Origin of the sequence: Sorangium sp. So ce124 (assembly GCF_051525235.1) — a bacterium.
Classification (GTDB): Bacteria; Myxococcota_A; Polyangia; order Polyangiales; family Polyangiaceae; genus Sorangium; species Sorangium atrum.
The window spans coordinates 1924214-1946375 of sequence record NZ_CP150312.1; the positions used below are offsets into that span (position 1 = coordinate 1924214).

At 71.9% G+C, this 22162-nt stretch carries 16 protein-coding genes and 1 tRNA gene; 9 read left to right on the forward strand and 8 right to left on the reverse strand.

The features are described 5' to 3' along the window. The first annotated feature begins 640 nt into the window (after nt 1–640). Nucleotides 641–2062, forward strand: coding sequence for a hypothetical protein (locus WMF19_RS07240; RefSeq protein WP_437898395.1), 1422 nt, complete (start codon nt 641–643; stop codon nt 2060–2062). Nucleotides 2063–2141: 79 nt separating this feature from the next. Here WMF19_RS07240 and WMF19_RS07245 read toward each other — a convergent pair whose 3' ends face one another. Next, nucleotides 2142–2627, reverse strand: a complete 486-nt coding sequence (locus WMF19_RS07245) for a gluconokinase (protein ID WP_437898396.1) — start codon at nt 2625–2627, stop codon at nt 2142–2144. Between the two features lie 120 nt (nt 2628–2747). Between WMF19_RS07245 and WMF19_RS07250 the strand changes: the two genes are divergently transcribed. After that, nucleotides 2748–4043: a serpin family protein gene (locus WMF19_RS07250; protein WP_437898397.1), complete on the forward strand. Its 1296-nt coding sequence runs from the start codon at nt 2748–2750 to the stop codon at nt 4041–4043. 108 nt (nt 4044–4151) lie between these two features. On the opposite strand, the gene WMF19_RS07255 is transcribed toward WMF19_RS07250, so the two are convergent. Together WMF19_RS07255 and WMF19_RS07260 are read right to left on the reverse strand one after the other, a co-directional pair. Further along, on the reverse strand, nt 4152–4784 hold the full coding sequence (locus WMF19_RS07255; protein WP_437898398.1) for a methyltransferase family protein: 633 nt from the start codon (nt 4782–4784) through the stop codon (nt 4152–4154). A gap of 275 nt (nt 4785–5059) precedes the next feature. Then, on the reverse strand, nt 5060–6517 hold the full coding sequence (locus WMF19_RS07260) for a PLP-dependent aminotransferase family protein (protein WP_437898400.1): 1458 nt from the start codon (nt 6515–6517) through the stop codon (nt 5060–5062). A gap of 91 nt (nt 6518–6608) precedes the next feature. On the opposite strand from WMF19_RS07260, the gene WMF19_RS07265 reads away from it, so the two are divergent. After that, the gene (locus WMF19_RS07265; RefSeq protein WP_437898402.1) at nt 6609–7643 is read left to right on the forward strand and encodes a GNAT family N-acetyltransferase; all 1035 of its coding nucleotides are present in this window, start codon (nt 6609–6611) and stop codon (nt 7641–7643) included. Nucleotides 7644–8223: 580 nt separating this feature from the next. On the opposite strand, the gene WMF19_RS07270 is transcribed toward WMF19_RS07265, so the two are convergent. After that, nucleotides 8224–8297 (reverse strand) — tRNA-Arg (locus tag WMF19_RS07270). Nucleotides 8298–8523: 226 nt separating this feature from the next. On the opposite strand from WMF19_RS07270, the gene WMF19_RS07275 reads away from it, so the two are divergent. Continuing rightward, nucleotides 8524–10164 (forward strand): L,D-transpeptidase, encoded by a 1641-nt coding sequence (locus WMF19_RS07275; protein ID WP_437799548.1) that lies wholly within the window; start codon nt 8524–8526, stop codon nt 10162–10164. Nucleotides 10165–10348: 184 nt separating this feature from the next. Here WMF19_RS07275 and fusA read toward each other — a convergent pair whose 3' ends face one another. Further along, nucleotides 10349–12460 (reverse strand): elongation factor G, encoded by a 2112-nt coding sequence (gene fusA, locus WMF19_RS07280; protein ID WP_437898403.1) that lies wholly within the window; start codon nt 12458–12460, stop codon nt 10349–10351. Nucleotides 12461–12664: 204 nt separating this feature from the next. Here fusA and WMF19_RS07285 point away from each other — a divergent pair, with 204 nt between their 5' ends. From WMF19_RS07285 to WMF19_RS07295, 3 genes are all read left to right on the forward strand, one after another. Next, a complete protein-coding gene (locus tag WMF19_RS07285; protein ID WP_437328061.1) occupies nt 12665–13012 on the forward strand; it encodes a transcriptional regulator in 348 nt (115 codons plus the stop codon). A 282-nt stretch (nt 13013–13294) separates the two neighbouring features. Then, entirely contained in the window at nt 13295–15313 is a 2019-nt protein-coding gene (locus WMF19_RS07290; protein ID WP_437898404.1) for a protein kinase domain-containing protein, read from the forward strand. A gap of 52 nt (nt 15314–15365) precedes the next feature. Beyond that, a complete protein-coding gene (locus WMF19_RS07295; protein ID WP_437898406.1) occupies nt 15366–16610 on the forward strand; it encodes a glycoside hydrolase family 113 in 1245 nt (414 codons plus the stop codon). An 87-nt stretch (nt 16611–16697) separates the two neighbouring features. On the opposite strand, the gene WMF19_RS07300 is transcribed toward WMF19_RS07295, so the two are convergent. The 3 genes from WMF19_RS07300 to WMF19_RS07310 form a co-directional block, all read right to left on the reverse strand. Continuing rightward, complete coding sequence (locus WMF19_RS07300; protein ID WP_437898407.1) at nt 16698–17414, reverse strand: hypothetical protein; 717 nt, start codon at nt 17412–17414, stop codon at nt 16698–16700. After that, complete coding sequence (locus tag WMF19_RS07305) at nt 17414–18496, reverse strand: nucleotidyltransferase domain-containing protein (protein ID WP_272100957.1); 1083 nt, start codon at nt 18494–18496, stop codon at nt 17414–17416. Before WMF19_RS07305 ends, WMF19_RS07300 begins: the two co-directional genes overlap by 1 nt. 79 nt (nt 18497–18575) lie before the next feature. Next, entirely contained in the window at nt 18576–19472 is an 897-nt protein-coding gene (locus WMF19_RS07310) for a hypothetical protein (protein ID WP_437898408.1), read from the reverse strand. A 303-nt stretch (nt 19473–19775) separates the two neighbouring features. Between WMF19_RS07310 and WMF19_RS07315 the strand changes: the two genes are divergently transcribed. Continuing rightward, complete coding sequence (locus WMF19_RS07315) at nt 19776–20855, forward strand: glycosyltransferase family 4 protein (RefSeq protein WP_437898409.1); 1080 nt, start codon at nt 19776–19778, stop codon at nt 20853–20855. 14 nt (nt 20856–20869) lie between these two features. Then, nucleotides 20870–22063 (forward strand): glycosyltransferase family 4 protein, encoded by a 1194-nt coding sequence (locus WMF19_RS07320; RefSeq protein WP_437898411.1) that lies wholly within the window; start codon nt 20870–20872, stop codon nt 22061–22063. Nucleotides 22064–22162: the final 99 nt, after the last annotated feature.

Here is a 22162-nt window from a genome sequence, read left to right on the forward strand (position 1 = left end):
CTACGGTGGTAGGCTCCCGTCTTCTCGTTCTGCGCGCGCGGCCAGCCACCCGCCGAGCCCGGAGGAGGGCGGCCTCGGGGGCCGCGCGAGCGCCCCGCCCGCGGCTCGTGGCTCGCGGCTTCGACGCCCGCCCCGGCATCAGGGCTTCGCGCGCGAGCAGCCCGCCCCATCGCCTGCGCCTCGCCGGGGCCCCGGCGGCGTTCAAGATGCCAGTCGCCCGCGCCTCGACGGCAGCGGCGAGCGGCTCGGCCAGATCTCGTGCGTCGATGATCTGGATTCGGAACATGCGGTGTCCATGGCGAGAGACGCTCTATCCACCTCTGTCGACGCGAGCGGGCCAGTGCGTGAATCGAACGTTCGCGCGGCCGGGGTCGAGTGGCCAGCTCTCCGGGGAGCGACGGTGTGGAGAGGGCATGAAGCGGCTCTGCACGGGCGCGTCCTGCCCCGGATGAGCCCGCATTCATCGAGAAAAGTTTGGATTTTTCAACTTCGCAAGAAGCTTGAAAGGCGCGGGCCATGGTCCGCATCCTGCAGTGTTTCCAGTGTGCCCGCGTCGAGGCGGGAGAGGAGATGCAGTATGTGGTCTGTCTTGAGAGCACTGAGCGCCCTCTGCGGCGTCATCTGCTGTGGAGCCGGGTGTATGTCCTCGGAGGCTGCGGACGCTGTCGCGGAGGGCGAGCCGGGCGGCGACAGCGGCGGTGCAATGCGGGCGAACGCGGAGCACGGCCCGCCTCCCGGGATGTGCGAGATGGGGGCAGTCGGCCCCGGGGGCGTGTGTCTGGGTGCCGCGGTCGCACCCGGCGGGCGGTCGGCCGGCGCGGCCGGGCTCGGCGACGGCGAGCGGGCCGAGCGCGCGTGTCGGCAGAGATCGTTCAGCCGGCAGTATCCTGGCAAGGGCGCGACCCTGCGCGGCTTCACGATCGACGGCGCCGGCCGCGCGCTGCTCGCGGGCTCCTTCGAAGGGGAGCTGACCTTCGGCAGCACCCGGCTGCGGAGCGCGGGCGCGACGGACGCCTTCGTGGCCGAGCTCGACGCGTGCGGCGCTCCCCTCTGGAGCAAGCAGTTCGGCGACGGCACGGCGCAGAGCGCCATCGACGTGGCCGCGAGCAGCGGGGGGCAGACGCTCGTGCTCGGCGATTTCTCCGGCACGGTCCGCTTCGGCGCGCACCGGCTCACGGCGGCGTCGCCCTCGGGCGCGGACCTGTTCCTCGCGAAGCTCGGCCCGCGCGGCGCGGCGAGCTGGGCGGCGCAGATCTCCGCGGAGGAGGGCGCGATCCTGAGCGGCACGGCGCTCGCCGCCGATGGCCGCGGCGGAGCGCTCGTGCTCGGCAGGCTGGAGGGAGCCGCGAAGGTCGCCGGCGCGCGGATCGAGCGGCGGGCGATCGGCGCCTTCGTCGTCCGGCTCGACGCCTCGGGTCGCTTCGCGTGGGTCAGCCTGCCGCCGAGCGGCTCCGACAGCGACGAGATCGGCATCAAGGTCGACCGCGACGGGAACGCGATCCTCGCGAGCCAGGACGGGCGAGGCACGGCGACGTTCGTGACCAAGCTGGACCGGAACGGAGAGCTCGTGTGGCACAAGCGGTTCCGTGGCTCGCCGGACCAGCTCGAGGAGGCGTACGACCTCGCCGTGGATCCGGAAGGCGCCGCGTTGCTCTCCGGCAGCGGCGTCTTCGGCGAGCCCGATCTGCCGGGCGGCCCGCGGCCGTTCGTCGCCAAGATCGGCCCGGACGGCCGCGTGATCTGGGTGAAGCGCTTCGACGCGCGGAGCCCCCGCCGCGTCACCGCGAGCGGCGAGCGCGTGGTGCTGGCGGGCGACGCGCTGTGCGGGTCGGCGGGCGAGCCGGCGTCGTGCAGCGCGTGGGCGGCCGGGCTCAGCTCCAGCGGAGAGGAGCAGTGGACCCGGCGCATCGGCGCGGACGTCCACGTCTCCGGGCTGGAGATGGACCCGTGGGAGAGCCCGATGCTGGCCGGGTCCTTCCAGGGCACGATGGCGCTCGGGGGCGAACGCCTCTCCAGCGACCAGGGCGCGCTCTTCCTGACCCGCCTGCCGGACCCGGGCTGACGCGCGCGGGCGTTCGGTTCTCCCCGAGAGATCGCCTGGAAAGAGCCCGGCTTCGGCAGAAGGCGCGGCGCGGCCCGGCTCACACGCCGAGCGCGCGGCGGATGGCGGCGACGATCTCCTCGGGGGTGCCGCTGATGTCGACGCGGATCGCGTCCTCGGGCGGCTCCAGCGCGGCGAGCTGCGTCGCGAGGAGGCCGGCGGGCATGAAGTGATCCTTGCGCGCCGAGAGGCGCGCGGCGATCAGCGCTGGATCGCCGGTCAGGTGCACGAGGCGCATCCGCGCGGGGTCGACCAGCAGCTGCGCGCGGTACGCCGCCTTGAGCGCCGAGCAGGCGATCACGGCGCCGCGCCCCTCGTCGAGGAGCTGGCGGATGCGCGCGGTGAGCGCTGCGATCCACGGCGCGCGGTCCCGATCGTCCAGCGGCTTGCCGGAGCGCATCTTCTCGATGTTGGCGGCGGGGTGGAAGCCGTCCGCATCGACGAGCTCCCATCCGAGCTCGCGCGCAAGGCGCGCCCCGACCGTCGTCTTCCCGGCGCCGCTCACGCCCATCACGAGCACGATCACGGGCGCCGCGCCTCTCCGAGGGCTGTCTCTCGCGCTCTCCGCATGGCGGGATCCATCCTATCATGGGCGGTTCGGCACGCCCCCTGCTGCGCCGGGCGCATGCGTAGTTCTACGATCCCTGTGGTCCTGTTGTCATTTTCCCTCCTCTGCGCCGGTTGCTCCTCTGCCGGCGCAGGGCGGGAGCCGCAGCCCTCGCCGTCCGGGTGCGCCGATCCGGGCACCGCGGGCTGCGTCGTCGCCTCGGACAGGCAGCGGGCACGCGCACCTCGGGTATCGGAGGCCGACGCCAAGGAGCTCGCACTCGGCAACACGGCGTTCGCGCTCGAGCTCTACCGCCGGATCGGCGCCACGCCGGGCAACCTCTTCTGTTCTCCGTACAGCGTGTCGAGCGCGCTGGCGATGGCGTACGCTGGCGCGCGCGGGGAAACGGCGGAGCAGATGGCGCGCGCGCTGCGCTTCACGCTGCCGCAAGCGCGGCTCCACCCGGCGTTCAACGCGCTCGATCTGGCGCTTGCGCGCCGCGGCGAGGGCGCCGAGGGGCAGGACGGCAAGGGGTTCCGGCTCCACGTGGCCAACGCGATCTGGGGGCAGGTCGGCTCCGCGTTCGTGCCGTCGTTCCTCGACGTGCTGGCGGAGAGCTACGGGGCCGGGCTGCATGTCGTCGACTTCGTCCAGGCGCCCGACGAGGCGCGGGGGATCATCAATGGCTGGGTGGCCGAGCGCACCGAGGACCGCATCAAGGACATCCTGCCCGAAGGCGCCCTCGGGCCCTCGACCCGGCTCGTGCTGACGAACGCCATCTACTTCAACGCTGCGTGGCAGTTTCCGTTCGAGGAGGAGGAGACGACCCCGGGGAGCTTCACGCTGGCGGACGGCTCCACGGTGTCCGTGCCGATGATGGCCAACCACGCGCAGGTCCGTTATGGCGAGGGCGACGGCTACGAGGCGCTGGAGCTGCCCTACGACGGCGGCGAGCTGTCGATGGTGCTCGTGCTCCCGTCGGAGCTCGGGGCCTTCGAGGCGGGGCTCGACCAGGCGCGGCTGGATGGCGTCCTCGGCTCCCTCGGATCGCGGAGCGTCACGATGACGCTGCCGCGGTTCAAGATCGTCTCGACCCTGGATCTCGCCCCGCCGCTCGAGGATCTGGGGATGCCCGCCGCCTTCTCCGATGGCGCGGATTTTTCGGGGATCGACGGCCAGGGCGGCCTGTTCATCACCGATGTGCTCCACAACGCGTTCGTGTCCGTGAACGAGGCGGGCACCGAGGCGGCGGCGGCGACGGCGGTGGTCATCGGCGAGACGTCGGCGCCCGAGCCTGCCACCATCCGCTTCGACCGCCCGTTCCTCTTCGTCATCCGGGATCGTGCGACGAGCGCGATCCTGTTCGTCGGCCGCGTGGCCGACCCGTCCAGGTAGGAGTAGGAGCGCCGAGCCCGGGAGAGCGAGGCGTCCTGCGACAGGCGTGGCGTCCTGTCCCATGGCGGCGCGTGCCTGCACGCGGTGCGCGCCGCGCGAGCTCTCTCATCAGTAGAGGCGGGGGACGAGCCGCGCGGACGTCCGGCGCGCGTAGTCGTCGTATTCCGGGAAGGTGTCGCGCAGCACGCGCTCCTCGTATCCCATGCGGATGATCTGCAGGATCATCTCGACCGTGTAGATCAGGATCGCGGCCATGGACGGAAAGATCAAAATGATACCCGTCCCCTGGATCAAGGTGGCGAGATAGACCGGGTGGCGCACGAGCCGGTAGGGGCCGCCGGTGATGAGGCGTCGCGCCTCGGGCATGACGCTGAACGACTTGCCCAGCCACCCGATGCTGACCACGGCGAGCGCCATTCCAGCGATGATGAGCAGCGTGCCCGCCACCTGAAGACCGGGCATCGGCGGGGCCTTGGGCAGCCATGCGATGCTCGCCGGCAGCAGACCGGCGGCGAGCGCGGTGATGCGAGGTACGATCCCGCTCAGCTTGCGTACAGGGCGGAGGCGAACGAGCGTGAATGCCGCGACGAGCAGCAGGTAGGCCTCGGTGGCCACGAGCGATGCCACCGTCGTCCCGTACGTGAGCCCCCTGGGCCCGCTCCAGAGAAACAGGTGAGCATGGATATCGCGCCCGACGAACAGGGCGTTATAAAGCATGAGGACGGCGAGCGGCAGCCGCATCGCGAGATCGTAGAGCACCGCGCCATTCATTTGTATTCCCCCTCACTTCGCATCGTGAGAGGGGGCGCGTGCGAGGTCAAGCCAGCAGGGCTATTGCTGCGTCGGATCCATCATCCATCTACCGCGGGCGCAGCGCGCTTCGATGAGGGTGGGGCCGCGGGACGATCGCGGTCTGTCGAAGACAGCGCCTGCGGGGGAAGAGGAGAGTTCAGCCGAATCGGAGCTTGGGGAGGAACACGGTACCCGGCGCTCAGCTGGTCCGTCCGCCTGGGCGCTCACAGCGCCTCGACCATCCTCTCCACCGCATCGCTGATCTCTCGCTCGTCCAGCGCCGCGAACCCGAGCCGCAGGAAGGGGCGCTTCTTGCCGTCGAACGCGAAGCGCCGCCCCGCCGAGAACGCCACCTTCCGCGCGAGCGCGCGCTCGGCCCAGGCGTCCGTGTCGATCGCGGCGTCCACCTTGGCCCACAGGGCCATACCGCCTGCTGGCACGGCGAAGTCGAGCGCGTCGGGGAGCCGTGCGCGCAGCGACGCGACGAGCAGATCGCGCCGCGCCCGGTAGGCGCGGCGCGCGCGCTGCGCGTGGCGCTGCACCTCGCCGTCCTCGAGGAGCTCGGCGACGGCGCGCTCCACGGCGTGATCGCCTTGCCGGTCGACGAAGGTGCGGTGGAGGGAGAGCCGCTCGATCAGCGGCTCCGGGGCGACCACGAAGCCGATCCGGAGCCCGGGGGCGAGGATCTTCGACAAGGTGCCGATGTAGACGACGACGCCGGCCGTGTCCGCGCTGGCGAGCGGCAGCACAGGGCGGCCGTCGTAGTGGAACTCGTGATCGTAGTCGTCCTCGAGGATCGCGATCCGGCGGGCCCGGCAGAGCTCGAGGAGCGCGATGCGCCTGCCGGGCGCGAGCACCGCGGTCGTGGGGTACTGGTGGTGCGGGGTGACGTAGACGGCGCGCAGGCGCTCTCGCTCGGCGAGCTCCGAGAGCGCGTCGACGGAGAGGCCCGCGGCGTCGACCGGCAGCGGGAGGAGCCGCGCGCCGGCGAGGCGGAGCGCCTCCCACGCCGGGCGGTAGCCGTAGGACTCGACGGCGACCGCGTCGCCCGGCGCGATCAGGGCGCGCGAGACGAGGTCGAGCGCCATCTGGCTGCCGCGCGTGACGAGGACCGACTCCGGCCCGGCGGCGAGGCCGCGCACCGCCGAGAGCATCGCGGCGAGGGCGGCGCGGAGGCGCTCGTCGCCGCGCGGATCGGCGTAGTCGAGCAGCCGATTCGACCCGGCGTGCAGCGCGCGGCGGTAGGCGCGCGCGAGCGCCGCGGTCGGGACGAGGCGCATGTCGGGGAGGCCGCCGGTCATGCGGAGCGTGCCGGGCGGGGGGATGTGCACGCGCCGGAGCGAGGTCGCGCCGAGGTCGAAGCCGAGGCGCGCCGGCACCTCTGCCCGCGCGGCGGCGCGCCGGGCGAAGCGGCGGGGCGACGGCGCCGGCAGCTCCGCCGAGACGAAGGTGCCGCGCGCGGCGCTGGCCTCGATCCAGCCCTCGGCGGCGAGCTCGCGGTACGCGGCGAGGACGGTGTTGCGATGGACCGACAGGGACCGCGCGAGCGCGCGGCTGCCCGGCAGCTCGGCGCCGGCGCGGAGCCGGCCGCGGCGGATGTCGTCGGCGAGGGCGCGCGCGATCTGCAGGAAGATCGGCTGTGGCGCGGCGGGATCGACGGCGAGGGCGAGCTCCCAGGGCATGCCAGCTGGTCTAGCAGAAAACGTCGGACCGGATCTTTCGGGAGTACCAGGTGCGCGGCAACCTGGGGCCATGCGCAGGGAGATTTTTCGCATGGAGAGGGCGGAGGCCGAGGCGTTCCTCGGGCTCGCGGACGTGGTCCACCTGGCGTCGACGACGGCGGAGGGCGAGCCGGTCTTGAGGACGGTGCACGGCGTCGTGGTCCGGGGCGCGATCGCGTTCCACGGCGCGCCCGTGGGCGAGAAGACCGAGGCCGTCGGCCGGCCCGCGGTGGCGTCGTGCGAGCAGGTCGTCGCGTCGATCCCGAGCTACTTCACTGATCCGGAGCGGGCGTGCCCGGCGACGACGCTCTACCGGAGCGCGCAGGCCCACGGGGTGATCGAGCGCGTGGACGATCCGGACCACAAGGCCGAGGTGCTGGAGGCGCTGATGCAGAAGTACCAGCCCGAGGGCGGGTACACGCCGCTCGACGCGTCGAGCCCGCTCTACCGCAAGGCGATCGCCGGGATCCTCGTGCTCGCGGTCCCGCTGTCGCGGCTCGACGGCAAGGCGAAGCTCTCGCAGAACCGGACGCCCGAGGAGCGGGCGCGGATCCTCACGAAGCTCTGGGAGCGGGGGGCGCCCGGCGATCCCGCGGCGATCGAGCTGCTCCGCGCCGCTTGCCCGGACACGCCGGTGCCCGAGTTCCTGCAGGCGCCGGCGGGCTGCGTGCTCTCGTGCGCGCTGGGCCCGCGCGACGTGGCGGAGGCGGTCGATCTGCTGGAGGGTGGCTACTGGAACCAGGGCGTGCCGCGCGAGGCGATCGGCCGGGCGCAGCTCGGCTCGTCGGCGTGGGTGGGCGCGCGCGACGCGGCGGGCCGGCTCGTGGCGACGGCGCGGGCGATCAGCGACGGGAGCAGGCGCGCGTGGGTGTACGACGTGATGGTCGCGCCCTCGCTGCGGGGCCGCGGCGTGGGCGAGGCGGTGGTGCGTCTGCTGCTCGGGCACCCGGCGGTCCGCGGCGCGAGCCACGTCCACCTGGGCACCCAGGACGCGCACACGTTCTACGCGAGGTTCGGGTTCCGCGACCGCGCGGAGCTGCCGCCGCGGCCGTTCACGTCGACGGAGATGCAGCTCATCCGTGCGTGAAGCGGCGGCCAGGCGTCAACGCGGCGCGGCCGCGCCGCTGCACCGCGGCGGCCCGCGAGACATACGGCACCTCCGACCCCGTTTTCGCCGGCGGAAGGCTAGTTCGCACCGATCGAGATGGCGTTGACCACCGAAGAAGGGTGTCCCCAAAAGATCCCGGATGAATGCCTGATCCGCCGCTGAGCACGGCTCAACTTCTGGGGCGACGAGGCTCGGAGCGCCTCGATTCTCGACGGTTACGAAGGTGAACTAGATACGAGCAGGGGATACCGTTCGATCGTGGGCGCAAGGGGAGACAGCGTCGGGACTGGCCCTCTCGCCTGCACGAGCGACGATCCGCGCTCCCTTGATGAGCTGCGTATCTTGATTGGGGGCGTGCGGCCACGCCGTGGACTCGCTCGCCTCGTCGCGATTGCCGAGGAGTGGCCAGCCACCGTCGTCCTCGCCGGAGAGCCCCCTGACCGGCGGCCCGAAGAGCAGAGGACCGGAGCACGCACCTCCCGCCATTGCGCTCGTATGGACGCCCGCGCGAGATATGGCCGGCACAGCCGCGAAAGTTGCGGAAAGGCTGAGAACCCAGCGCGCCACAGTGGATTCGAACCACTGGCCTTCGGCTCCGGAGGCCGACGCTCTATCCAGCTGAGCTAGTGGCGCACTCTCGCGGGTTTCGCGAGGGGCCCCGAACCTACCCAAGACCTGGCTCTCGCGCAACCCCATTCCTGCACCTTTGCGCGCGTTGCCTCCCGCCGTCCCGTCGCCCACCGCTCACCGAGGGCCCGCGCCAGCCGGGAAGCGCCGCCGCCCGCCCGGCCGGCGGCGAGAGCCTCGCGCCATCCGCCAAAATTTGGCCACTGGCCCGTCTGTCCGGCATTCCCGGGGCATGGATGCCCGACAGCGAAGCTCTGCGAGCCCGGCCCCGGCGCGCGGACCCCTCCCGCTCGCCCTGGCGGTCGCCGCCCTCGCCCTGCCGGTCCTGCCGGCCTGCAGCGGCGGGGAGAACGCCACGCCCGAGGGCATCATCAGCCTCTCCGCGGGCGCGGCCCAGAAGGCCGCCGAGAACGACCCCGCCACCCTGCCGCGCCCGGACGGGCCCCGCATCGGCGCCGTGCAGATGGTCGCGCCCATCTACGAGAAGGCGGACCGGCGCTCGGCCAAGCTCGGCTACCTCCGCGCGGGCGGGACGGCGCCCCGCGGGGAGAAGCCCGCCGCGTTCGACGACTGCCAGGGCGGCTACTACCGCGTGCTGCCCGCCGGGTACATGTGCGCGGACGGCGACGCCACGATCGACATGCAGCACCCGATCCTCCGGGCGCTCACGCGGCGGCCCGACCTGTCCAAGCCGATGCCGTACCCGTACGCCTTCGTCCGGGCCATCGCGCCGAACTACTACCGGATGCCGTCGACGAAGGAGCAGCTCCAGTACGAAATGAGCCTGGAGCGGCACCTCCGCAGCTACAAGAAGCTCAAGAAGAAGTGGGACGAGATCAAGGTCGGCGCCAACGACGTGCCGCTCGACGCGGCGGGCAACGCGGCCGCCGACCCGCCCGCAGAGCCGCCCGAGCTCGGCGACAGCGAGCTCTTCGGCGGCAACGGCGGCAACGGCGGCGACGAGATCCCGTGGTTCTTCAAGGGCGGGCGGCAGCTCCCGAACATCTCGTCGTTCAAGGTGCCGGGCTACGCGATCATCACCAACCGGATCGCGCGCAAGGCAGGGCTCGCCCTCATCGACACCTTCATGGGCGACGGCGGGCGGCGCTTCGCCATGACCACCGACGCGCGGCTCGTGCCCACCTCGAAGCTCAAGCCCGCCCGCGGCTCGACGTTCCACGGCGTCGACATGACCAAGGGGTGGGAGCTGCCGCTCGCGTTCGTGCACCGGCAGGACGCGAAGCGCTACGACATCTCCGGCGGCGAGATGGAGAAGGCGGGCGAGCTGCCCTGGCACACCGCCGTGCAGCTCACGGGGCGCTCGAAGAAGGTCGGCGGAGCCCGCCTCGTCGAGGCGAAGGACGGGACGTGGGTGCGCGACTCCGACGTCGCCATCGCGGTGAAGCCCTCGGAGCTGCCGTCGTTCGCGCAGGGGACCGTGAAGTGGATCGACATCTCGATCCTGAGCCAGACGCTCATCCTCTACGAGGGCAAGAAGCCCGTGTACGCCACCGCGGCGGCGACGGGCCGCGACGGGCTCGGCGACCCCAAGAAGACCTTCTCGACCGTGCGGGGGACGTTCCGGATCCGCGACAAACACGTCACGACGACCATGGACGCGCACGAGGTCGACAACAAGTTCGAGCTCCGCGACGTGCCGTGGGTGCAGTACTTCGAGGCCGGCTACGCGATCCACGCGGCGCCGTGGCACGACGACTACGGCAAGCCGCGCAGCCACGGGTGCATCAACCTGTCGCCGATCGACGCGCGCCGGGTGTTCCTCTGGACCGATCCCCCCGTGCCCGACGGGTGGCACGGGGTCAGCGCGGGGAAGGCCACGGGGGAAGGGACCATCGTCCACATCCATCCGTAGGTGGGCTCGATCACCAACGTTTACGTGAACGTTTACGTGGTCGTGGTCGTGGTCGTTCACGGCCTATCGTTGACGACCACGACCGCGACCACGTAGACGTTCGGATACGACCACGTAAACGTTCGGATGTAGGAGAACGCAGGGCGAAGCTTCGTTCACGCCTACGCGGGGGAGGCGGCGGGGGTCAGTCCTCGTCGGCCTCGGCCTTGAAGCCGCTCTCCTTGATCACCTTGTCCTGCACCATCGGCGGGCAGACCTCCAGGTGCTCGACGTTCATCGTGAACGTCCCTTTGCCCTGGGTCATGCTCTTCAGCTTCGACTCGTACTCGAGCACCTCGGCGAGCGGGACGAACGCGTTCACGATCGTCTGGCTCTCGACCGAGTCCGTGCCGATGATCCTCCCGCGGCGGCTGTTGATGTCGCCGATGATGTCGCCCATCGCGACGCTCGGCACCGTCACCGAGAGCCTCACGATGGGCTCGAGCAGCACCGGCGCGCACTGCGCGGCGGCGGCCTTGAAGGCCTTGCTGCCCGCCATCTGGAACGCCGCGTCCGAGGAGTCGACGTCGTGGTACTTGCCGTCGAAGAGCCGCACCTTGACGTCGATCATCGGGTAGCCCGCCAGGACGCCCTTCGACATCGACTTGACGATGCCCTTCTCGACCGAGGGGATGAACTGCCGCGGCACGGCGCCGCCCACGACCGCGTCCTCGAAGACGAAGCCGCCGCCGCGCGGCAAAGGCTCCATGTCGATGTAGCAGACGCCGAACTGGCCATGTCCGCCGGTCTGCTTCTTGTGCTTGCCCTCGATGTTCGTGGCCTTCTTCGAGATCGTCTCCTTGTAGGCGATGTGCGGCGGGCCGAGCCGACAGTCGACCCCGACGCGCCGGCGGATGCGCTCCACCGTGATCTCCAGGTGCAGGGCGCCGAGGCCCGAGACGACGAGCTCGCGGGTCGACGCGTCCTGGTGCACGCTGAGCCCCGGGTCCTCCTCGGTCAGCCGGTAGAGCGCGTTGCCGACCTTGTCCTCGCCGCCCTTGGCGTCGAACCGCACGCCGCGCGAGAAGAGGGCCGGCGGCAGCTCCGGCGCGGAGAGCAGGAACGCGTGCTTCTCGTCCGAGAGCGTGTGCCCGCTCAGCGTGGCCTTCAGCTTGTGCAGCGCCACGATGTCCCCGGCGCGCGCCTCGTCCACCTGCTTGTGGTCCTTGCCGACCACGCTGTGGATCTTGCCGAGCCGCTCCGAGCCGCCCGTGCTCGCGTTGAGCATCGTGGCGTCGGGCCGGAGCACGCCGGAGAGCACGCGCACGAACGAGGTGCGGCCGGCGTGCGGATCGATCGAGGTCTTGAAGACGAACGCCGCCGCCGGGGCCTCCGCCGACGACGGGCGCTCCGCGGCCTGCGGCGCGGCGCCGGGCTTGCCGCTCGGGACGACGCCGCTCCAGGCCGGGTGCTCGGTCGGCGGCGGCACGAGCTCGACGATGCCGTCGAGCAGCGCGGCGACGCCGCTCGGGCGGACCCCGGAGGCGAAATAAACCGGGATCAGCGTCCCCCGGCGGACCGCGGCGCGGAGCCCCTGGTCGAGCTCCTCCTGCGTGAGATCTCCCTCGGTCAGGTACCGCTCGGTGAGCTCGTCGTCGCTGCCGGCGACGTCGTCGACGAGCTTCCCCCGGGCCTTCTCGACGGCGCCCGCGGCGTCGGCCGGCACGGGAGAGCCCGCGGCCGCGGCGGGCGCCTCGGGCTTGTCGAGCCAGGCCTTCTTCGTCCGGATCGCGACGACCCCCCGGTGCTGGAGCCCCTCGCCGACGCGCTCCTCCATCACCGCGAGCGGCGCCTTGAGGCGCGCGCGGACCTCGGCGAGCACCTCGTCGGGGCGGGCGTTCTCGGCGTCGACCTTCGTCACGACGATCATGCACGGCAGCTTTGCGTCCCTCACCCAGCCGAAGACGCGCTCGGTGATCGGCTGCACGCCGTCCTTGCCGCTCACGACGAGGATGGCCGCGTCGACCGCCGCGAGGGCGAGCCGCGTCTCGGCGAGGAAGCTCCCCTCGCCCGGCGTGTCGACGAGGTTGACCTTCTTCCCCGCCCAGGAGAGGTGCGCGACGCTCGCCTCGAACGAGCAAACGTGCTCTTTTTCCTCGGCGGTCTCGTCGAGGACACTCGACTTGTCGTCCACCTTGCCGAGCTTGGCCGTCGCCTTGGCGACGTACAGCATGGCCTCGGCAAGCGATGTCTTCCCAGCCCCCTTGTGTCCGATGATTGCAACGTTCCTGATGTCCCCTGCCTCAGTCGTTGTCATCCCTCGTTCGTACCAATCCCCGTCGAGATCGAGAAGGCCGGCACGCGATTTTTGCGGCGCTTTCCTCGAGGCAGGAGGTCAGCGAAGCCGGGCAGCGCGTCGCTCACCCGAGCTCTGCCGCGACGCGCTGCGGCGTGCTCCGGCCATTTGCGCTTGTCCGGCGCTGCCTGAGTGGAGCGCTCGCCCGGGAGCTCGGCGCACGAAATGAGCACTCTCCGCCTCGCGCTCCAGATGGTCCTCGGTATCGCGCTGCCGTTCGCGCTGCAGCGCTGGGATCGACGGCGGCTCACGCCCGAGCAGCGGGAAGCTTGCTGGAACGGAGCGACCTGGGGCGCGGCCCTCTATGCGTTCGGCCCGCTGTCCATGCTCGGGTGGTGCTGGGTTACACGTGGCGTCCAGCACGGGCGGCCGGGGGCGCGTGGAACACGCGGAACAGCGCGCTTCCGCGCGCTGAAGGCGCTCGGGCTCGGCGCGGCGTCCGCCGTAGCGCTCGTCCTGATCCTGAGCGGCGTCGATTATCTGGTCGCGCTCGCATTGGGGCTCCCGCCGTGAGCCGCGTGGGTGGCACACGGCACGCATGGAAGCGGTCTCGATGGCTCGATGGCGCATGACAGTAGCCGCTGACGCCGCTGATGGAGATGGCTGCAGGCCGGCCGGCCGGCCAGCTGGCCGGCCAGCCAGCTGCTCCAAAATGCGTGAAGAACGGACATTTTCGTGCGCGGGTGTCACTAGACGACACGTCATGGACGCGATAGCAGCACTCTGAGTCTGCTATTCAGGGGACAGGCTTTTACTCTGTCCGCGGAGCTCGCGGACACACACCGAGGCAGTGCGTTGACGTCGCTGAAGCCCAGAGGAGAGGATCGCGCGGCCGCACGGGAGCGGACCGACGCGTGGACCGACGCTGAACGTGCGCCTCGGGCGGCCGAGGGCGGCCCGAGGTGGCAGGAGATCGTCGCCGGCAGGTACGCGGTGGAGACCCGGATCGGCGCCGGCGGCGTGGGCGTCGTCCAGCTCGCCACCGATCGCCTGTCGGGCCAGCGCGTCGCGCTCAAGCGCGTCGATCCGAGGCTCGTCGAGAACAGGCACGCCGTCGATCGGCTGCTCCGCGGCGCCCGCGCCGCGCGTGCGCTCAAGGGCAGGTACGTCGCGCGGATCCTCGACGTCGGGGTCGAAGGTGGCGCGCCGTTCGTGGTCAGCGAGTACCTGGAGGGCTCCGACGTCACGAGCTACCTGCGGCGCCGCGGGCCGATCCGGGTCAGGGAGGCGGTGAAGTACCTCCTGCAGATCTGCGAGGCGGTCGCCGAGGCGCACGGCCTCGGGATCCTCCACCGGGACATCAAGCCCGAGAACCTCTTTCTCAGCTTCGGCGACGGCGCCCCGAGCGTGAAGGTCCTCGACTTCGGGGTGTCGGCCGTCGCGTGCGGCGTCGAGAGCGAGGGGCCGAACGCCGCCTCGGGCGCCATGCGGACATCGCTGCTCTTCATGGCGCCGGAGCAGATGCGGTCGGCGGGCGGCATCGACGAGCGCGCCGACATCTGGTCGATCGGCGCGGTCGCCTACGCGCTGCTCTGCGGGGCGAGCCCGTTCGATGCGCCGACCGAGCTCGAGATCTGCACCAAGGTCCTGACCGAGCCGCCCGCGCCCTTTCCGGCGGGCGTCGAGCCCCCGGAGCTGCGGGCGCTCCTGCTGCGCTGCCTCGCCAAGGACCCCGAGGCGCGCCCCCCGGACGTCGCGAAGCTCGCGTTCGCGCTCGCGCGCTTCGGGGGCGAGGGCGCGGAGGACGCGGCCGAGCGCGTGTGGGAGGCGCTCCGGGCGGACGAGACCGTCCGCATGGCGACGCCTGCTCCGGCGCCGGTGGAGGACGAGTGGGAGGCCGACACGCTGGCGGACCTGCCGAGGATGTCGCCCGACGATCTCTTGAGCGACCTCGAGACGACGGCCAAGTGGGAAGCTCCCGGAGGCCCCCGTCTGTCCGACGTCACGCTGGTGTCGCACGCGGGAGCGGCGTGGGACGGCGGCGATCAGCTCCGGGCGAGCCGCACTCCGCCCCCGCCGGTCCTGACGGTGAAACCGCCGGAGCGCCGCTCCGATCCCCAGGCGAGCGGGCCAGGGCAGCGGCCGACTGCCGAGGACACGCCGGTTCCGCTCGGCCGCAAGGTCGTGCACCGCGTCAGCGATGGCGCGGCGCCTCGCGTCACGCCGGGGCTCACGGCACGCGCGCAGGCCGAGACCGATGCGGAGCGGCTCACGGTGGTGCGCCGGGGGCCGTCGCCGTGGCCCCGACGGCTCGCGATCGCGTTCGCGCTGTTCGGGATGCTCGCGGGCATCGGCGGCGTGTGGCTCGTGCAGATGCGCACGCTCGACGGGGGTGGGAGCGCGCTTCCCGCGGCGAAGGGGCTGGCGAAGCGCGCGGTCCAGGAGGCGCGCTCGTCGGTGGTGGCAGGGCGGCCGAGCGCGGCCGTCCCTGCGGCGCCCAAGCCCTCGCCCGAGCTCCCGGCGGCCGAGCCACCCGAGGCCGAGCTGGTTCCCGCGAGCGCCGCGGGCCCCGACAGCGAGGCGCCGCGGGTGGCGCAAGCGCGAGGGGCCCGGCTCGACGCGCGGCGCCCCGAGGTCATCTACGACGAGGTCGAGCGCGAGCGGCGCCGGCGGCGCGAGAAGCTCGAGCGCGAGCGGGCGTGGCGCGATGCGACCACCCGCGCGCGGCAAGAGCGCGACGCTTCCCGGCGCGAGCCGCCGCGGCCCGAGGAGGGCGCGCGTGAGCCGGCGCAGCCCGCCGAGGGCGCGCGCGAGCCGCAGCAGCCCGCGGAGGGCGACGGCGCGCAGCGACCCCAGGCGGGCGACGGCGGGTGACGTCCGCGGCCCGGCGGTCTGCCTGCCTGGTATAAGGCGGCCCGTGCCAGGGATGAGTCGAGGAGGTTGCGCGCTCGCCCGCGCGGCGTGCGCCGCGCTCGCCGTGTCGGCGGCGGTCGGTGCGCCTGTGCGCCCTGCGAGCGCCGCGCCGCGGGTCGCGCAGGAGCACCTGCCGCACGGCGCGGAGGGGTGGGCCGTGTCGGGCTGGGGCGGCGTGCGCGGCGTGACGATCGGGCCTATCGAGAACCTGCGGCACCCGGGCCGCGGCTACGGCACCGCGGCGAGCGGGCGGGCGATGGATGAGGCGGTGGCCATGGGCGCGACCTGGGTCAGCCTGACGCCGTTCGGCCGCGTGTGGGACGGTAAGGGCACGGGCGTCGATCTCGTCTTCGAGGCGCCGTTCGAGGAGAACCGGCGCAACGTGCTCGCGGCGATCGCGCAGGCGCACGCGCGCGGGCTCAAGGTGCTGCTCGTCCCGCACCTCTGGGTCGAGAGCGGCGAGTGGCGGGCCCTGATCGATCCCGGGGACGACGCCGGCTGGGCGCGCTGGGCCGAGTCGTACCGCCGGTTCCTGCTCACGTGGGCCGCGGTCGCGCGCGAGGGAGGCGCGGAGATGCTCAGCGTGGGCGTCGAGCTGCGGAGCTGGGTGACGACGCCGCGGGCGGCGAGCTTCCTGCCGATCATCGAGGCGGTGCGCCGCGTGTACCCGGGGCTGCTCACCTACTCGGCGAACTGGGACGACGTCGAGCACACGCTGATCTTCGACGCGCTCGACCTCATCGGCATCAACGCGTTCTACCCGCTGGCAGAGCGGGAGGGCGCGTCGTTCGAGGAGCTTTTGCGTGGGGGGCGCAAGGTGGCGGCCGGGGTGGACGCCGTGGCGCGCGCGTGGGGCAAGCCTATCCTGCTGACGGAGATCGGCTACACCACGCGGCGCGATCCCGCCGTGCGCCCGTGGGAGTGGCCCGATCGCATGAAGGACGTGGTGGTCGATCAGCGCTCGCAGGCCGAGGCCTACGCCGCGGTGATCGCGCCGTTCCTGGACGCGCGCACGTGCGCCGGGTTCTTCGTCTGGCGGCTCTACGCCGATCCGGACGACGTCTCGCAAGAGGCCGAGTGGGGCTTCTCGCCGAGGGGCAAGCTCGCGGAGCTCGTGCTGCGCGACGCCTTCGCCGCCCGCTGGGCTGCGGACGGCCCCCGGCTGCCGGGCGACGCGCTCGGCAGGCACCGCGCGCGCACCCCGGGGCTCTTCGGCTGGGAGCTCGATCCCGACGAGCCCGGGAGCCTGTTCCCGTAGCCGGGCAATCCGGAGCTCCCGGGCTCGCCCGGGAGGCGGCCGGACCCGGGCGCTGCGGCTCCCGTCGAGGCTGCGCCGCGCGCAGCCTCAGGCGTGTGCGTTTTCCAGGCCCTTCAGGCTCGACAGCGCCGCCTGCGCGATGGCCATCTGCCGCTCGAGCTCCGCGGGCGACGCCGGGGTCTCCAGGATCAGCGCCGCGTCGTCAGGGATGTGGGCGGCGATCCGCTGGAACGCGTGCGCCGCGCCCTGGCTCAGGGCGTCGTGGCGGCTCCCCGCGTTCACCTCGCTCACGTGGAGCTGCTTCAGGCGTGTCCTGTGCTCCCGTACGAGGAAATGGGCCTCGGTCATCGTGCGATCGACCTGGTGCGCATGGCCGATATCGAAGCAGAACGACGCGTCCGGCAGCGCGTCGAAGAAGGGCCCGAGCTCCTCCACGGTGCGGCCTGTCCGCTTTCGCTTATCCATGTTCTCGAGCGCGAGGGAGCCGCCGAGCTGCCGGAAGGCGCCGAGATCATGGACGGTGTCGGGGTGGAGGACGATCAACCATCCCAGCGCGGCCACCTCCGCCATGGCGTCGGCGACGGCGCGCTCCTCCGCCGCGTCGAAGCGGCTCGGAGCGTGGAACGAGACGTAGTCGTACCGCGACAGGTCGAGCGAGCCGAGGAGCCGGAGCAGCGGCTTGAGCTCCGAGATCCGCAGCGCGGAGAGCTCCACGGCGGTCGCCGAGCTCCCCTCGAGCATCGAGAGCGCCCGCTCGACGTCGCTGAGGGCGAGCGCCCCTGTCGAGTAGCCCACGGGTCGCATCAGAACACCCCATAGGTCTGGAGGAGCTTGCGGAGCTCCTCGTCTTCCTTGAAGAAGAGCCGGTCGAGCCCGCCCTGGAACTCACGCCCGATGTCCCGCACCCGCTTGAAGGTCGGGTCGCTGCCCAGCTGATCGTCCAGCGGCAGCTGCTTCAGCCGGCCGCGCTCCTCCTCGTTCGAGAGGAGCGCGAGGAAAGCGTCGTAGCTGTCGAACAGCGTGCGCGCCGTCTCCGCGGAGATCGAGGGCCGGAGCAGCACCTCGGCCAGGCTCTCCAGGGGCGTCACCCGGATGCGCTCTCGCAGGAAGCGCACGAGCGCCGGCGTCGAGAGCCGCTCGCCGTCGTCGGTCAACGTCGTCCGATCCTTGCAGAACAGCTCGAAGCCGAAGCAGGTGAGGAGCCCGCTCACGAAGATGAGCTTCCGCGACATCCTGAGCTTCGCGTTGCGGAGCGCCCAGCCCGAGCTGCGCTCCCGCTGCTTGTAGACGAAATCGACGGCGACCGTGCGCCAGTACCGGACGATGTCGTTCAGGAGGAACATCGGGAGGATCTCGCGCTTGCTGCCGTAGCGCAGCCCGCGGTCGTCTTCCACGTACCGTGAGAGCACGAGCCTGAGCACCCGCTCGTGAGCGTCCGGCTGGCCGATCGCGAGCGACTCGAGGAGCAGCAGGATGCGCTGAGTCGTGTTCTTGTTCGTGTCCTCCTGCCCGCCGATCTGGTGGAGGATCGGGTGGCTGAAGGCCACGTTGCCGAACACGCCCGTCGGGCCCGGCTCGTGGAACTTCGCTTCCTTCAGGATCCTCGTGATGGCCTGGGCCTGGCTGAAATGCCCCTCGTCGGCCTGACCGTCGATGAGCAGCGTCCAGTCGAGATCGCTGCCGGTGGTGTACTCGCCCCGCGCCAGCGAGCCGAAGACGACCACGCTCGTGTCGCACGGGATCTGTTCGCGGAGCAGCGCCGCGAGCCGCGCCCGGGTCTCCGCCGAGAGCCGCGCGGCCGCCTCGATGCTCGGCCACGATCGGCCCGTCTTCTCGCCGATCCGCTCGATGGCGCTCCGCGGCGCCGCGCCTTCATCGTTCGTCATCGATCGCACCCTCGATCGCGGGAGCCGTTCATTGAGCGCATCGCATCAGAGCGCGCCGCGGCGCACCGCGTTGCGCGCCTCACGCCCCGCCGTCGCCGGGGAGCGCGAGCCCGAACCACCGGTTCACGAGGTCATGGTGCTCCTCGAGGCGGTCGCGGTAGCGGGGGGTGCCCTCGAGCGCGGCCCGCTCGAAATCGATCCAGTACAGGGCGCCCGTCTTCTCGCCGACGAGCACGTTGCCGAGCTTGACGTCGAGCGGCGCGACGCCGCGCGCGTTCATCGCCCTGACGATCTCCTCGATCCGGCCGCGGTAGGCCTCTCCGCCGCGGCTCGCGAACGCCTCGATCTCTCGCCGATCGCGGTCCGGATCGAACAGCTGCCCGAGCGGCGCGAGGTCGATGTCGAGCACCTTCTCCCCGCGCTCGGCGACCTGATGTTGCAGCGTCCGTCCGCGCACGTAGTCGAGGTAAAGGGTGCGCGTGGCGAGGCTGAGATCGCGAATCCTCGGGACGCTGGGGAGGTCGCGCAGGCGGAAGAGCGAGGCTGCTTCGTTGTAAAAGAAGAGACCGAGCAGGGCGAAGAGGTGCGCCTGGAGCGGCGCGTTCTGCGGCTGGCGGACGAAGCGCTTGCGGACGCAGACGTAGCCGTTGCGCAGCACGATGTGCAGCCGGTAGCGCAGGCGCGGCATCTTCTCGCTCCGCCGGTTGAAGAAGGCGACATCGGCCGGGTGGACCGCGAAGGCGAAGCCGTCCTGATCGAGCTCCGCGAGCACCCTGTCCCCCGGGCCGAGCTCGGCGACCGATGGGATCTCGCTCGGGGTCACGGCGTCAGGAACGGGGAGCGGGTTCTCGGCGAGCCGGCGCGCAAGGAGCGCTCTGACCGTCTCGAGCCGCACGGCGAGCAGCCTCGTCGCGGCGTCCATGCCGGGCACGCGGCGCATGCCTTCGTCAAGGGCGCGCCGAAGCTCAGGTTTCATGCCCGTCTAGTAGCCGCTTCCGCTCGGCAAATCAAAAGGTGAGGTGACGGCGAGGCGAGGTGGTACGCTGATCCATCGATCTCGGGCGCGCGCGTCGATGAGCGTGGACGAGCGTTGGCGCGCGTCGGCGCGCGCCAGCGAGCGTGGACGAACGTTGACGTTCGCTGGCGCGCGCCGACGTTCGTCCACGCTCGCCAGACGCCAAGACCGCCAGCGTGCCGGGTGGGCGTTTGGCAGCGCGTGTGGTGATGCTGGGTGCGGTTTGCGCTTCAACAGGGGACCCGATTCGGGTAGCAAGCCTTCATGGGGAATTCGACGCTGCGGATCGTCCATGTCGTGAGCAGCCTGAACGGCGGAGGTATGGAGCATTTCGTGCTGCGCCTCGCCGAGGCGCAGCGGCGCCACGGCCACGACGCCTCCATCCTCGCGCTGCGCGGCGGGCCGCTGGCGGAGCTGGCGCGGCAGCGGACGCTGCCGACCACGGTGCTGGACGGGCGTCTCCCCAAGCGGCTCGCGCACGCGGCCTTCTCCTTCGGGCGCGCCCGTCCGCACGTCGTCCACGCGCACAACCCCACTGCGCTCCACTACGCCACGATCGGCAAGCTCCTTACGCGCGCGCGGCTCGTCTTCACCGATCACGCCCAGACGCGCGGGATCATCCGCGTTCCGTCGCGCTTCGAGTGGCGTGAAACGGACGCCGTCGTCGGCTGTTCGCAGGACACGGCCAACAAGAGCGGCGCGGTCGGCGTGGCCAGCAACATCTCTGTCATCCACAACGGGATCGACATCACCCCGGCCAAGCGGACGCGCGACGAGGTGCGCGCCGAGCTCGGCCTTGGTCCGGACGTGTTCGTCGGCATCATGCCCGCCGCGTTCCATCCGGTGAAGGGGCACGACGTGCTGCTCCGGGCGCTCGCGCGGCTCCGGGAGCGGGGCGTCGCGGTCACGGTGCTCGTCGTCGGCGACGGTGACGAGCGCGATCGCATCCATGGGCTCGCGAGGGAGCTCGGGGTCCACGGCGCCGAGGCGCGCTTCCTCGGCTTCCGCAAGGACGTGCCCGATCTGCTGATCGCCGCCGATTTCTTCACGCTGCCCTCGCGCGACGAGGGGCTGCCGCTCGCCGTCCTCGAGGCCATGGCGCGCGGCCTCCCTGTCGTGGTGACGCCGGTCGGCGGGGTCCCGGAGGTGGTGCGGCACGAGGAGCACGGCCTGATCGTCCCGGTGGACGGGCACGACGCCCTCGCGGACGCGATCGAGCGGCTCGCGCGCGATCCGGCGCTGAGACGGCGGCTCGGCGAGGCGGGGCACGTCCGGGTGCGCGACGACTTCTCGTTCGAGAAGATGACGCGCAAATACGAGCAACTCTATTTCCGCCTCACGTGACGGGCGAGCGCGCGATGAAGGTACTGGTCTTCACCCATCATTACCCTTCCACGCGGCTGCCGACGATGGCGCCGTACAGCTATCACACGTACAGGGCGCTCGCGCGCCGCTGCGAGGTCCGGCTCGTGGCCCCGATCCCCTGGTGGACGCGCGCGCGCGGGGCGTCCCGGGAGCTCTTCGGCGGCACGCGCGAGGCGCACACCGGCATCGACGCGCTGTTCCCCACGTACTGGTCGATCCCGGGGCTGCCGAGCCTTCACGCGCAGGGGCTCCGCGCGTCGCTCCGGCGCACGATGGCGGGGCTGCGGCGCGAATTCCCGTACGACGCGATCCTGGCCGCGTGGGCCTATCCCGACACCGTCGCCGCGGAGGCGTTCGCGCGGGAGGCGGGGGTGCCTGTCGTCACGACGGTGCTCGGCAGCGACATCAACGAGCAGCCGAGGAACGCCGCGCTGCGGGCGCAGATCGCGCCGGCGCTCCAGCGCTGCGCCCGGGTGGTCGCGGTGAGCGGGGCGCTCGGGGAGCGCCTGGTCGAGCTCGGGGTGCCGCGCGAGCGCGTCGTGGTGCAGCACAACGCGGTCGACGGCGCGCGGTTCGCGATCCGGGATCGGGCCGAGCCGCGGCGGCGCTTCGGTGTCCCGGCGGACGCGAAGGTGGTGCTGTACGCCGGTTATCACGTGCCCGAGAAGGGCGTGGACGTCCTCGTGGACGCGATGGCGCACCTCGACCGGGCGGGCCGCCGCGACATTCACCTGATGATGGTGGGCGGTGGCGAGCTGCTCGAGCCGCTGCGCGCGAAGGTGAGCGCGCTCGGCCTGGGCGATCGCGTGCGGCTGTTCGGCTGGGCGCTGCCCGTCGAGATCCCGGACTACATGGCCGCGTGCGACGTGTTCTGCCTGCCGAGCCGCCGCGAGGGCTGCCCGAACGTCGTCCTGGAGGCGCTCGCCTCGGGCCGCCCCGTCGTCGGAACCCGTGTCGGCGGCGTGCCGGAGCTCGTCCGCGAAGGGCACGGGGGCAATGGCCTCCTCGTCCCTCCCGGCGATCCCGGGGCGCTCGGGGCCGCGTTGACGCGAGCGCTGGACACGGCATGGGAGCCGGAGGCCCTGCGGGGCAGTGTGGGGGCCCTGTCATGGGACATCGTGGGGGAGCGCTATCACGCGCTCCTGAAGGATGTCCTCAGCGAACAGAGCGGTCGCGGGCCGGGCTGAGGCACGGTCAGCTGCCCGATCCGCGCGACGGACACACCAACGTGAACGTGAACGTTTACGTCTGAAGATCCCGCACATCTTTTTTTGATCCGTTTCGGA